7 protein-coding genes and 1 pseudogene are annotated in these 12,574 nt (G+C 64.2%); 6 read left to right on the plus strand and 2 right to left on the minus strand.

Features of this window, described 5'->3' with window-relative positions; all coding sequences use genetic code 11:
* Window positions 1–194, plus strand: a pseudogene (locus tag IVA88_RS15030) (UDP-glucose 4-epimerase GalE); the annotation flags it as partial.
* 222 nt (window positions 195–416) lie between these two features.
* On the plus strand, window positions 417–758 hold the full coding sequence (locus tag IVA88_RS15035; protein ID WP_247498026.1) for a hypothetical protein: 342 nt from the start codon (window positions 417–419) through the stop codon (window positions 756–758).
* Here IVA88_RS15035 and IVA88_RS15040 read toward each other — a convergent pair.
* Window positions 732–4,847 (minus strand): GAF domain-containing protein, encoded by a 4,116-nt coding sequence (locus IVA88_RS15040; RefSeq protein WP_247498027.1) that lies wholly within the window; start codon window positions 4,845–4,847, stop codon window positions 732–734. The two genes, IVA88_RS15035 and IVA88_RS15040, sit on opposite strands and share 27 nt — an antisense overlap.
* Window positions 4,848–5,142: 295 nt before the next feature.
* Between IVA88_RS15040 and IVA88_RS15045 the strand changes: the two genes are divergently transcribed.
* The 3 genes from IVA88_RS15045 to IVA88_RS15055 are packed head-to-tail and all read left to right on the plus strand — an operon-like array spanning window position 5,143 to window position 8,385.
* Window positions 5,143–6,195 (plus strand): Ldh family oxidoreductase, encoded by a 1,053-nt coding sequence (locus IVA88_RS15045; RefSeq protein WP_247498028.1) that lies wholly within the window; start codon window positions 5,143–5,145, stop codon window positions 6,193–6,195.
* Between the two features lie 21 nt (window positions 6,196–6,216).
* The gene (locus tag IVA88_RS15050; RefSeq protein WP_247498029.1) at window positions 6,217–7,584 is read left to right on the plus strand and encodes an LLM class flavin-dependent oxidoreductase; all 1,368 of its coding nucleotides are present in this window, start codon (window positions 6,217–6,219) and stop codon (window positions 7,582–7,584) included.
* 15 nt (window positions 7,585–7,599) lie between these two features.
* Window positions 7,600–8,385, plus strand: coding sequence for a fumarylacetoacetate hydrolase family protein (locus tag IVA88_RS15055; protein WP_247498030.1), 786 nt, complete (start codon window positions 7,600–7,602; stop codon window positions 8,383–8,385).
* A gap of 111 nt (window positions 8,386–8,496) precedes the next feature.
* On the opposite strand, the gene IVA88_RS15060 is transcribed toward IVA88_RS15055, so the two are convergent.
* Window positions 8,497–8,952 carry an Lrp/AsnC family transcriptional regulator gene (locus tag IVA88_RS15060; RefSeq protein ID WP_247498422.1) on the minus strand — a complete coding sequence of 152 codons (456 nt, stop codon included), beginning with the start codon at window positions 8,950–8,952 and terminating at the stop codon, window positions 8,497–8,499.
* A gap of 151 nt (window positions 8,953–9,103) precedes the next feature.
* Here IVA88_RS15060 and IVA88_RS15065 point away from each other — a divergent pair, with 151 nt between their 5' ends.
* Window positions 9,104–12,568: an indolepyruvate ferredoxin oxidoreductase family protein gene (locus IVA88_RS15065; protein ID WP_247498031.1), complete on the plus strand. Its 3,465-nt coding sequence runs from the start codon at window positions 9,104–9,106 to the stop codon at window positions 12,566–12,568.
* Window positions 12,569–12,574: the final 6 nt, after the last annotated feature.

The following is a 12,574-nucleotide window of genomic DNA, read 5'->3' on the forward strand; positions in this document are numbered from 1 at the left end:
TCAGGCAGGAGACCGGGCGCGAGGTGCCGCACACCGTCAAGCCGCGCCGCGCCGGCGATCCCACTTATCTGGTCGCCGACCCCTCCGCAGCGCGGAAAGTGCTGAATTTCGTGCCGCGCCATTCCGACCTCTCCACCGTGATCCGGACCGCCTGGGCCTGGCACCAGAAGGCGCATCCGTTCAGGTCGCGTTAGGCACCGGTATTGCGCCTTGCGGGCCGGGCTCATAAGCGACTAAAGTGAGTATCACAGTCGGCGTCGGCAACTTTCCCGGCCGCCACATGTTCTTGTATGACCGCCGACACAAGCGGCACCTGTGGTTCAGCCAATAGCGCGAGCCAGCTTTTCACAGCGAAGGCCACGATCGAGTCCGCGCATCGGCCTGCTTTCAGGCGCGACCCAAGGAGCACGGAACGAATGCATCAGGCCGCAAGCCTGCAATTCGAGCGCGTGATGCACGAGCTCGCCCTCTGGCACGCCGTGCCGGAGGACGAACGATCGCCGGCGCCGGCCTGGTGGTGGGGTCCGGCGATGGCAGTGTTCGACGCGCACGAGCCGATGCGGCAGGCCTGGTGTTGTGAGCTCGGCCTCGGCGACGGCTCAAGCTTCGCCGACGGTGCGCATGCTCTCCTTGAGCTGTTCGCCCAGCAAACCTCGCTGACCTGGCCGGATGATTTTCCGCGCAAAGCGGAAATTAGGGAAGACGACGTCCGCGAGTTGCACCCGCAGCCGTCAGACGATCGCGCTTTTCAACCGTAGCGCCACCGCTTCGTTTATGGCTGGATCTGACTCCGGCTGGAGCGGCGGCGCAACAGCCAGCTCCATGGGCCGCAGCAGCTCGGCCATCTGCCGCGCCGGCACCGGCTTGGAGATCAGGAAGCCCTGCATTTCGTCGCAGCCATGGGCGCGCAGGAAAGCCTCCTGTTCGGCGTTCTCGACACCTTCCGCGACGACGGTCATGCCGAGCGCCTTGCCCATGCTGATGATTGCCTGCGCGATCGCCTGGTCTTCCGAATCCTGCGGCAGGTCCCGCACGAAAGAGCGGTCGATCTTGATGGTGTCGATCGGAAAATGCTTCATCAGCGACATCGACGAATAGCCGGTGCCGAAATCGTCGATGGCGAGGCGGATGCCGCGACTCTGGATGGCGTCGAGCACCTTGAGCGCGCGCCCGACGTTGCGCATCATCATGCTCTCGGTGACCTCCAACTGGAGCAGCACCGGTGACATGCCGCTGGCGGCCAGCGCCTCGTCGACGTCCTGCAACAGATGTTCGTCGACAAACTGACGCGGCGACAGGTTGACCGCCATCGACACCGGCAACAGGCCGCGGCGCTGCCAGGCCATAGCCTGCGCGCAGGCCTCCCTTACCACCCAACGGCCGATCGGCACGATCAGCCCGGTCTCTTCCGCAAGCGGAATGAACTGCGCCGGCGAGATGCTGCCCAGATCTGGGTGCGTCCAGCGCAGCAGGGCTTCCACGCCGGTGATCTGGCCGGTCTCCATGTCCACCTTGGGCTGGTAGTTCAAAGAGAACTGATCCCGCTCCAACGCCCGGCGCAGCGCGCTCTCCAGCGACAGCCGCTCGATCGACTGCGTCTTCACTTCCTTGGAGAAGAAGCGGTAGCCGTTCTTGCCGTCTTCCTTGGCGAGATACATCGCCATGTCGGCGTTCTTGGTCAGCGTCTGCGCGTCGGAGCCGTTGGCCGGATACATCGCGACGCCGATCGAGGCCGTGGTGTGGCACTCGTGACCCGCCAGCTCCATGGGCTCGGCGAGTGCCGTCAGCAGCCCGGTCGCGATGCGCTGGACGTCATCGATCTCGCCACATTGATCGAGGATCACCACGAACTCGTCGCCGCCGAGCCGCGCCACCACGTCGCTGGCGCGCAGCGCACCACGCAGCCGATTCGCCACTTCGAGCAGGAGCAGGTCGCCGGCCTCGTGGCCCAGCGAATCGTTGATGACCTTGAAACGGTCCAGGTCGATGAACAGCACCGCAAAGCGGTGATCGTGGCGCTGCGCTTCGTCGATCGCCTCATGCAGCAGCCCGTTGAACGTCTCGCGGTTCGGCAGGTCGGTCAGGCTGTCGTGCGAAGCGAGGTACTCGATCCGCTCGTCCGCCTCGCTTTTCTCGTCGGCCCGATCGAAATTCTCCATCGCGAAGGAGACGTTGTCGGCGAGGCGCTGCAACAGCTCGACGAACTCGGCTGTGAAAGTGCCCGGTTCGGTCGACATGTAGATCATGACGCCGACGGCCTGATCGTGCGCGACGAGCGGAAAAGCCGCACCCGACCGCGCGCCGTCGTTGCGGACGATGGCATGGAAGATGCGAACGCGATCGTCATTGAGATAGTCGTTGCTGATGCAGGGCTGGCGGGTGCGGAACGCCGTGCCACTCATTCCGCGCCCCTCGGGACGCTCGGGGTCGATTGACAGGCGGACATTGCGCGTGGTGTCAGACGACGGTCCGGCGCTCGCCACGATCTCCAGCAAGTCGCTGTCGGCCCTCGCCAGCGCAATGGTCGTCGAGGTGAACTTGGCGCCGTTCGATGCGGCGAGACAGACGAGGTCAAAGAGTTCGGCGCGCGATTTCGCCCGCATGATGGCCTCGTTGGTCGCGCTCAGCGCCGCGAACATGCGAGCCAGGCGCTCTTGTTGCGCCTCGGCGCGGGCCTTTTCCTCGGCGCGATCGAAATTGTCGAGTGCGAACGACACGTTCTCAGCCAGGCGTCCGAGCAGCTCGACCATATCCGGCGTGAACGTATTCTCTTCCGGCGCGAGGAAAAGCAGAATGCCGATCGGCTCCCGACCCGCACGCAGCAGCGGGAAGCTGGCAGCGGCTCGCGTTCCATCTTCGGTTGCCTTGGAATGCCAATGCGCCGCTCGGGGGTCGTGGAGATAGTCGTTGATCACACTGGGCCGCCGCGTGCGCAACGACATGCCGATGATTCCCTGTCCCTCGGGATGATCGGGAGAAACCTCGCAGGTACGTCCAACCATTCGCTCCTGCAGCCGTCCCTTGACCGCGACGACGCGAACGAGCTCATGTTTGTCGTCCATGATTCCGATGGTCGCCGACGCAAAGACACCGCCGAGCACGGCGGCCTGGCACGCCCCTTCGAACAGCTCCTCGCGCGTCTTGGCGCGCATGATGGCCTCGTTCGTGGCGCTCAGCGCCTCGAACATGCCGCTCAACCTGTTACGCTGCTTGTCGGCCCTCGCCTTCTCGTCGGCGCGGTCGAAATTCTCCAACGCGAAGGCGACGTTGGCCTGGAGCTTGCGCAACAGCTCGACGAACTCGTCCGTGAAAGTGCCGCACTCGGGCGAATTGAACAGGAATACGCCTTCGACCCTGTCGCCGTTGAACAGCGGCAGCGCGGTTGACGACGCAATGCCATTGCGACGCGCGCTGGCGTGCCACGGCTTGAGGCGGGTGTCTGCCAGCACGTCGTTGCTGATGCAGGGTTGCCGCGTCCGGAACGCAGTGCCGGTCAGCCCCCGTCCCTCCGCAACCTCGTCACTGACCGACAGTGTGAAGGATCGCACCTCGTCCGCGTTCGGTCCAAACGACGCGACAACGCGGAGCAGTCCCGCGTCGCGGTCGAGCAACGCAATGGAGGTGGAGGCGAACTTCGCGCCCTGCACTGTGGCTTCGCAAACCAGATCCAACAGTTCGCTGCGCGACTTTGCCCGCAGAATGGCTTCGTTCGTCGCGCTAAGCGCCGCATACATGCGCGCCAGCCGATCCTCCTCGAGGGCGATCCGGGCCTTCTCCTTGTCGCGGTCAAAGTTCTCGAGCGCAAAGCATACGTTCTCGGTCATTCGCAGCAACAGTGCGACGATGCCTTCGTCTTTCGCCCAGGATTTGCTTACGAAGAAGAACAGCACACCGACACTGGTGCCACGCTTGATCAACGGAGCGGCGACGCAGGCGACCGCGCCGGCATTGACGTTGGCCTGCTCCCAGGTCGTCCCCTTGGTACGACTGGCGAGGTCGTCCTCGACGATGGCCTTCTGCGTCCGGAATGCCTCGCCGGAGATGCCCTTGCCGTAGGGACTCTCCGGATCGATCGAGTAGCGCGACTGTCTGATCAAATCCAGATTTTGTCCGGTCGCGGCCACCGGCGTCAGCCATTGCGAATTCGCCTCCCGCAGCAGAACGAAAGTAGCAAGCGATTTGCCGCTATACACAGCGGCGTCGCAGACTCGCTGGTACAAGTCCAGCTCAGTGTTGGCGTGGAGGATGGCTTCGTTCGTCGCACTGAGCGCACCGAACATTCGGTTGAGCCGCCGCACTGCACGCTCGCCATCGAGGCGGGCTCTCTCGGTCGCGAAGCTGTCCAGCGCATGAGAGATGTTGGCTGACATCCGCTCGAACAACGAGACCATCGCCTCATCGAGCGAGCCGGCCCCCGACCGCGTAACATACAGCACCCCGATACTGCGCCCGATGCAGATCAGGGGTAGCGCCGCGGCTGCGCCGACGCCCGCGGCCACGGCGCCGTCGCGCCAGGCCAGCGAACGCGGATCGTTCAGGAAATCGTTGCTGATGCAGAGCTTCTGGCTGCGGAACGCCTCGCCCCCGACGCCCAGGCCTTCCGGCGTGCCGGCTTCCGTGGTGATCTCAATCGCGCTCAGCCGCGCCACGTCGTCGCCGCAACCAGCGGCAAAGCGGAGCCGCCGGCCGTCCGGCTCCACGAGGAACACGGCGACCGCCATAAAGTCTCCGCTCGAAAAGCCGGCGTCGCATACCTTCTGGTACAGCTCGTCCGGCGATTTCGCATAGAGGATCGCTTCGTTGATGGCGCTCAACGCCGCAAAGGTGCGCGCGAGTGTCGTCGGCACGATCTCAGCTCCCGGGCATTTCTGCCTTTTTTCCCGGCTGACGTTATGACCGGCGATCGCCTAAGTGGTCGTTATTGCGCGCTGCAAACCGCCGATCAAAGTGAACGAGCTGCGAAAGACCCGCGCCAAACTGTCGAAAATGCCGCCGCGCGGGACGAATCTTCGCCCAAGGGCACCTTCTTGCTACGAATTTGCAGCCCTGTGTTGGTTTACGGGAGATTGATATCGCAGCCGCGCTTTGAGACGATGGCTCGCAACAAGCAGCCTGTTAAGGGCACCATGCCGGGGAAACGCCATGCCGATGGTCCAGGCCGACCGCCTCACGCGCATCAGCGCCGCGCTGCTTCGTGCCGCCGGAGCTTCCGGGGAAGAGGCCGAGGCGGTCGCAAGCGGCTGCGTCAACGCCAATCTCGCCGGCCACGATTCCCACGGCGTGATCGCCGTTCCCAGCTATGTCGAGCGCATCAAGGCCGGCCACATCGTGCCCGGCGCCAAATGGAGCATCGTCCGGGAATCGCCGACCACGACCGTGATCGACGGCCAGTGGGGTTTTGGCTTCCACGTCAACGCCAAGGCCATGGCGCTGACGATCGAGAAGGCGAAGACGGCGAATGTCGCCGCCTGCACCGTGTTCCGGCAAAGCCATGTCGGCCGCCTCGCCGCCTATCCGCTGATGGCGATGCGCGAAGGCATGATCGGGATCGCAACGGCGGATTCCGGCCGCTCGCCGAAGCACGTGGCGCCGTTCGGCGGCAAGGAGGCACGGCTCGGCACCAATCCGATCTCGATCGCGGTGCCGTCCGACCTCGATGCGCCGTTCTACCTGGACATGGCGACCTCGGCGGTGGCGGCCGGCAAGATCCAGCTCGCGGTCGCCCGCGGCGAGCAGATTCCCAACGGATGGATCATCGATGCCGAGGGACGGCACACCACGGATCCGACCCAATACCGCAAGGGCGGCGCCCTGCTGCCGCTCGGCGGAACCGAGGGCTATAAGGGCAGCGGCCTCGCCGCCATGGTCGAGGTGCTGTGCGGCCTGCTCACCGGCCTCGGCTTCGGCGTCGAGCCCACAGGCCGGCACAATGACGGCTGCTTCATGGCCGTGTTCAACGTCGCCGCGTTTCGCCCGCTGCAGGAGTTCAAGCGCGAGGTCGCCGAGTTCGCGCACTATCTCAAATCGACCCCGCCCTCCGAGGGCAGCAAGGGTGTCTACTACCCCGGTGAGATCGAGAGCGTGCGCGAGCAGCAGCGCCTGCGTGACGGCATCGAGATCGAGGATGCGACCTGGGAAAAACTGCGCGCGCTTGCGCGCGAGTATCGGCTCGATACGGTCCTCGATCTGGCCTGACGCAATTCGGAGAACAGCAGCATGACGCGGCAGATGGTACTGGTCGGCTTCCTCCAGGCGCAGAACTGCACGAATTTACCGAGTTCGTGGCGACATCCGGACTCGCGCGACGATTCGACGTCGGCGGATTATTATCAGGAGATCGCAAGGATCCTCGAAGCCGGCAAATTCCACATGGCCTTCTTCGACGACCGGCTGGCGATGCCGGACCGCTATGGCAACGATCACGCCCACACCGTCGAATACGGCATCCGATGCGTGAAGATGGACCCGCTGATCGTCCTGACCACGATGGGCATGGTTACAGAGAGGCTCGGGTTGGGGGCGACCGGCTCGACGACTTATTTCGAACCTTTCGACATCGCCCGGCGCTTCGCAACCCTCGATTTGATGTCGGGCGGACGCGCCGGCTGGAACGTCGTGACCTCGCTCAATGACGGCGAGGCCTTCAACATGGGCCGGGATTCCCATCCCGAGCACGATGCCCGCTACGACCGCGCCGACGAATTCGTGGAGGTCGTGCTCGGCCATTGGGACACCTGGGAGGATGGCGCGCTGATTATGGACAAGACGAGCGGTCGCTTTGCCGATCCGGCCAAGGTGAAGCGGCTCGATCACAGGGGACCGGCATTCAAGTCCCGCGGTCCCTTCACCGTGCCGCGCTCTGACCAGGGCCATCCCGTGATCATCCAGGCCGGCGCGTCCGGCCGCGGCCAGCGCTTTGCCGGTCGGTGGGGCGAGGTGATCTTTACCGCCGCGCGCAACCTCGCCGCCGCCAAGGACGGCTATGCGTCCGTGCGTAACGAGGCCGCGAAAGCCGGCCGGGATCCGGAGGCGATGTTCCTCTGCAACCTGACGACACCGGTCTGCGCCGCGACCAAAGCCGAGGCCGAAGACAAGATGGCGCTGATCAACAAGCTGCCGCTGCAGATCGACGCGCTGTCGCTGCTGGCCGAAGCGCTCAACTACGATTTCGCCTCCAAGGATCTCGACGAGCCGCTGACGACGGAAGAGCTGAAGAGCATGCAGGGCATTCTGGGCATCCGCGACGGCGTGCTCAAGAACTCTGGAAAGAGCAATCCGAGCGCGCGCGACTTCGTCACCTTCTCCGGCCGCGGTCAGGTCCAGGATGCGATGGTAGGCGGCCCCAAGGAAATCGCGGACAAACTCGAAGAGATGTTCGTCGAGCGCGGCTGCGATGGCTTTATCATCGCCGCGACCTATGTGCCGGGCTCTTATGCCGATTTCGTGCAACATATCGTACCGGAATTGCAGCGGCGCGGATTGTTCCAGAAGGAGTATCGCGGCAAGACGCTGCGGGAAAATCTCGGGCTCAAACGGCCGGCTGCCGGCGCCTGGAAAGTGCAGCCGCGCGATGCCGCGGAATAACGACGGAGACACGGCATGCGCTGGCTGAAATTCACCGCCTCGCACAAGACGTCCTGGGGAATCGTCGAGGGTGACCAGGTGATCGCGGTTGCTGGCGATCCCTTCGGCGAATGGCAACGCACCTCGCACGCGCATCCGCTGTCGCAGGTCAAGATCGAACTGCCGCTGATTCCGCGCACCTTCTACTGCGTCGGCCTGAACTATCTGAAGCATCTGAAAGAGGCCGCCGACAAGCGCGGCGAGGTGCCGGCCGTGCCGGACAGACCCGAGATCGGCTATCGCGCCCAGAATGCGCTGATCGCCCATGACGAGGAGGTCGTGATCCCGTCGTTTGCGACGGACAAGATCCACTATGAAGGCGAGCTCGTCGTCGTCATCGGCAAGAAGGTCAAGCATCTGACCAAACAGAATGCGATGGATTGCGTGTTCGGCTACACCATCGGCAACGACGTCAGCGAGCGGAGCTGGCAGAAGGCCGACCGCAGCCTGTGGCGATCGAAGAACGCCGACACGTTCAAGCCGATGGGCCCGTGGATCGAGACCGAGGCCAACCTCGCGAAAATGGAAACCGTCGTCCGGGTCAACGGCAGGGAGACCAACCGCTTCCAGACCAACGACATGATCTTTGGCGTGGTCGCATTCCTGGTGGAGCTGACCAAATACTTTACGTTGTGGCCCGGCGACGTGATCTGGATGGGAACGGACGGCGCCTCGCCCGACATTGCGCATGGCGATGTCGTGGAGATCGACATCACCGGCATCGGAACGCTGCGAAACAGGTTCGTGCGGGAGCGGCGGTAACAGAGATGTCGTAGGGTGGGCAAAGGCGCGCTTGCGCCGTGCCCACCAGCTTTCCGCGACCGCAAAAGAAGTGGTGGGCACGCTTCGCTTTGCCCACCCTACGAGACTTCCTCAAAACGGCAGTGCCACGACCGTCTTGATCTCCTTCAACACCACATTGCTTCTCACATAGCGAATGCCGGGAATGCGGAACATGAACTCGTCGAGAAATCTGTTGTAGGCCGCCATGTCCTGCACAACGACACGCAAATGGTAATCGGCATCGCCCGTGGTCGCAAAGCACTCCAGCACCTCACGCCGCGTGGTCACCCGCGCGACGAACTCGTCGACGAATTTTGCGTCGTGCCGTTCCAGTGAGACGTGGAGGATCGCGGACATCGCAAAGCCGGCCTGCTCGCGCGCGACCAGGGCCGCATAGCCCTGGATAACGCCACTCTCCTCGAGCGCGCGCACCCGGCGCCAGCATGCCGAGGTCGACATGCCGACCGCGTCGGCGAGCTGCTGGTTGGTGGCGCGGCCGTCCTTCTGAAGGTAGGCGAGAATCCGCGCGTCCTGGTCTTCGATCATGGAAACCACTGAAAGGGATTACTCCACCTTCTTGCAGGCTATATCGGATAATTCTACCAGAATAAGTGCGCTGTTAGGAAAAATTGGTAAGACCTACCAGCCGCCCAGGCCTACCCTTCTCCCATCCGGCAGGATGCCGCGGGAGGCCCGCATGGACGCCATTTCGTCACTCGACGCCTATGAGCTTTCCGACCGCTACGATCGCGAGGAGGGCCGCGTCTTCCTCACGGGCACGCAGGCCATCGTCCGCATCGCGCTCGACCAGATCAGGCGCGACCGCGCCGCGGGGCTGAACACGGCCGGCTTCATCTCAGGATATCGCGGCTCGCCGCTCGGCGGCATCGATCTCGAACTGTGGCGCACCCAGGAGCGGCTGAAGCGCGACCGCATCGAATTCCTCCCCGCAGTGAACGAAGATCTTGCCGCGACTGCGGTGCTCGGCTCGCAACAGGTCGAGACGCAAGCCGACCGCGAGGTCGATGGCGTGTTCGGGCTCTGGTATGGCAAGGGCCCCGGCGTCGACCGCTCAGGCGATGCGCTGAAACACGGCAACGCCTACGGCTCCTCACCGCATGGCGGCGTTCTGGTGGTCGCCGGCGACGACCATGGCTGCGTCTCGTCCTCGATGCCGCATCAGTCCGATGTCGCTTTCATGAGCTGGTTCATGCCGACGCTCCACCCCGCAACCGTCGGCGAGTATCTCGAGTTCGGCGAATATGGCTACGCTCTGAGCCGCTTCTCCGGCATGTGGGTCGGCTTCAAGGCGATCTCGGAGATCGTGGAATCCGGGGCGTCCGTCGCGCTACGCCCACGGCGCGCCTTCCGCGCGCCTGACTTCACGCCGCCGCCAGGCGGCCTGCACTATCGCTGGCCGGATCTGCCGGGGCCGCAGATCGAGGAGCGGCTGGAGGCGAAGAAACACGCGGTCTACGCCTTCGCAAAGGCCAATCCGATCGATCGTCACATCTACGACATCCCGGGCGCCACCTACGGCATCGTCACGACAGGCAAGGCGCATCTCGATTTGATGGAAGCGCTGCGGCTGATGGGTCTCGACGAAGCGGCCTGCCGCAGCATCGGCATCGACGTCTACAAGGTCGGCATGGTCTGGCCGCTGGCGCTGCATGACGCGATGGCATTCGTGAAGGGCAAGCGCGAGATCCTCGTGGTCGAGGAGAAGCGCGGCATCATCGAGAGCCAGTTCAAGGAATATTTCTACGACTACCCCGGCACAAAGCCCGAGCGCATGGTTGGAAAGCATGACGAGCGAGGGGCGCGGCTGATCTCCTGGATCGGCGAATTGTCACCGCGCGCGCTGGCGTCCGTGCTGGCGCGACGGCTCGATCCGATGTTTCCAGGTCTCAATCTCGCCGCGCGCGCAGCCGCGCTGCTGCCGGAGGCCGAACGGACGATCAACGTCGCGGGCGCGACACGCACGCCCTATTTCTGCTCGGGATGCCCGCACAACACATCGACGAAAGTGCCGGAGGGATCGAAGGCGCTGGCGGGCATCGGCTGTCATTTCATGGCGAGCTGGATGGACCGCGAGACTTCGTCACTGATCCAGATGGGCGGCGAAGGCGTGAACTGGGCGGCCTCGTCACGCTTCACTGGCAACAAGCACATTTTCCAGAATCTCGGCGAAGGCACCTATTATCATTCGGGCTCGATGGCGATCCGGCAGGCGATCGCGGCCAAAACCAACATAACCTACAAGATCCTGTTCAACGATGCCGTTGCGATGACCGGCGGCCAACCGGTCGACGGCCCGATCAGCGTCCACGCCATCGCGCACAGCGTCCGCGCCGAGGGCGTTGCGCGCATCGCGCTGGTGTCGGACGATCCAGCGCAATTTTCGCCAGGCGACCTGCCGGTCGGCGTGTCCATCCATCCGCGCGAAGAGATGGATAGCGTGCAGCGCGAGCTGCGGGAAATCTCCGGCGTCTCGGTGCTGATCTATCAGCAGACCTGCGCGACAGAAAAACGACGTCGCCGCAAGCGTGGACAGATGGCCGACCCCAAACGCTTTGCCTATATCAACGATCTCGTCTGCGAGGGCTGCGGCGACTGCTCTGTCGAATCCAACTGTCTCAGCGTCGAGCCCAAGGAGACGTTGTTCGGCAGGAAGCGGCAGATTAATCTCTCGTCCTGCAACAAGGACTTTTCCTGCCTCAACGGGTTCTGCCCGAGCTTCGTCACCGTTGAGGGCGCTACGCGCCGGAAGAAGGGCGCGAGCCGGATCGACGCGGTCGGCCACGCGGCCACGCTTCCCCTCCCCGCGCCCGCAACGCTCGACCGTCCATATGATCTGCTCGTCACCGGCGTCGGCGGCACCGGCGTAATCACGGTCGGCGCGCTGATCGGCATGGCCGCGCATCTGGAGTGCCGCGGCGTCTCGGTGCTGGATTTTACCGGCTTTGCGCAGAAGTTTGGGCCCGTGCTGAGCTACCTCCGCCTGGCGTCAGGTCCCGAGGCGCTGCATCAGGTGCGTATCGACCAAGGCGCGGCCGATGCGCTGATCGGCTGCGACCTCGTCGTCAGCTCCTCGCCGAAGGCGTCGGGCACCTATCGGAAAGGCACGCGCGCCGCCGTCAACACCGCGGAGATGCCGACCGGCGACGTCGTCCGTTTCCGCGACGCCGATCTCGCCTCACCCGCCCGCCTGCGCGCGATCGGCCAAGTGATCGGCGATAACAATCTCCGCACCATCAACGCCGACGCGCTGGCCGAACGCCTGCTCGGCGACGCCGTCTATGCCAACATCGTCATGCTGGGCTTTGCCTGGCAGTGCGGGCTGTTACCGGTCTCGCTGTCGGCGCTGTTGCGCGCGATCGAGCTCAACGGTGTCGCGGTCGATAGCAACAAGCAGGCTTTCGCCTGGGGCCGGATTGCAGCCGCCGATCCGGACTTCTTGCCGAACGCGAACGAAGCGCCCCAGGTCGAGACGATCGATCAGCTGATCGACCGCCGCGCCGATTTCCTCAGTGCCTATCAGAACGATGCCTATGCAGCGCGCTATCGAGCACGCGTTGCAAACGTTCGCAATGCCGAAGCCAATTTGAATAGCGAGGCGTTGACCGAGGCGGTCGCGCGCACCCTGTTCAAGCTGATGGCCTACAAGGACGAGTACGAGGTGGCGCGGCTGCACATGCAGGGTGGGTTCCTGGACGAATTGAAAGGCGAATTCGAAGGCGACTTCAGCATCCAATATCACCTCGCCCCGTCCTTCCTGCCGTCAAGACGCGACGCCCGCGGCCGTCCGCGCAAGCGCGCCTTCGGGCAGTGGATCCAGATGCCGCTTACCATGCTGGCGCGGATGAAGGGATTGCGCGGGACGCCGTTCGACCCGTTCGGCTACACCGCGGAACGGCGCGCCGAGCAGCGGCTGATTACCTGGTACGGTGGCGTCATCGAACGGCTGCTCGGCAGGCTCGACGCGGCGCACCTGTCCCGTCTCGTCGCCATCGCCAAAGCGCCGATGGATATCCGCGGCTACGGGCCGGTCAAGGACGCCGCGATCGGGAAGGTGAAGGCCGAGGTCGAACGGCTGTTAGCCGAGCTCGACGCGCCGTCACCTGCAAAGATGCACGCCTACGGTTTGACGGGCCGCCGATGAGGCTTC

It is taken from the genome of Bradyrhizobium sp. 149, from assembly GCF_023073915.1.
In the GTDB taxonomy this organism is placed as follows: Bacteria; Pseudomonadota; Alphaproteobacteria; order Rhizobiales; family Xanthobacteraceae; genus Bradyrhizobium.

What these genes read in the sequence shown, in the direction of transcription:
- IVA88_RS15035 (WP_247498026.1), top strand. Translation starts at nt 417, where the DNA reads ATGCATCAGGCCGCAAGCCTGCAATTCGAGCGCGTGATGCACGAGCTC.
- IVA88_RS15045 (WP_247498028.1), top strand. Translation starts at nt 5,143, where the DNA reads ATGCCGATGGTCCAGGCCGACCGCCTCACGCGCATCAGCGCCGCGCTG.
- IVA88_RS15050 (WP_247498029.1), top strand. Translation starts at nt 6,217, where the DNA reads ATGACGCGGCAGATGGTACTGGTCGGCTTCCTCCAGGCGCAGAACTGC.
- IVA88_RS15055 (WP_247498030.1), top strand. Translation starts at nt 7,600, where the DNA reads ATGCGCTGGCTGAAATTCACCGCCTCGCACAAGACGTCCTGGGGAATC.
- IVA88_RS15060 (WP_247498422.1), bottom strand. Translation starts at nt 8,952, where the DNA reads ATGATCGAAGACCAGGACGCGCGGATTCTCGCCTACCTTCAGAAGGAC.
- IVA88_RS15065 (WP_247498031.1), top strand. Translation starts at nt 9,104, where the DNA reads ATGGACGCCATTTCGTCACTCGACGCCTATGAGCTTTCCGACCGCTAC.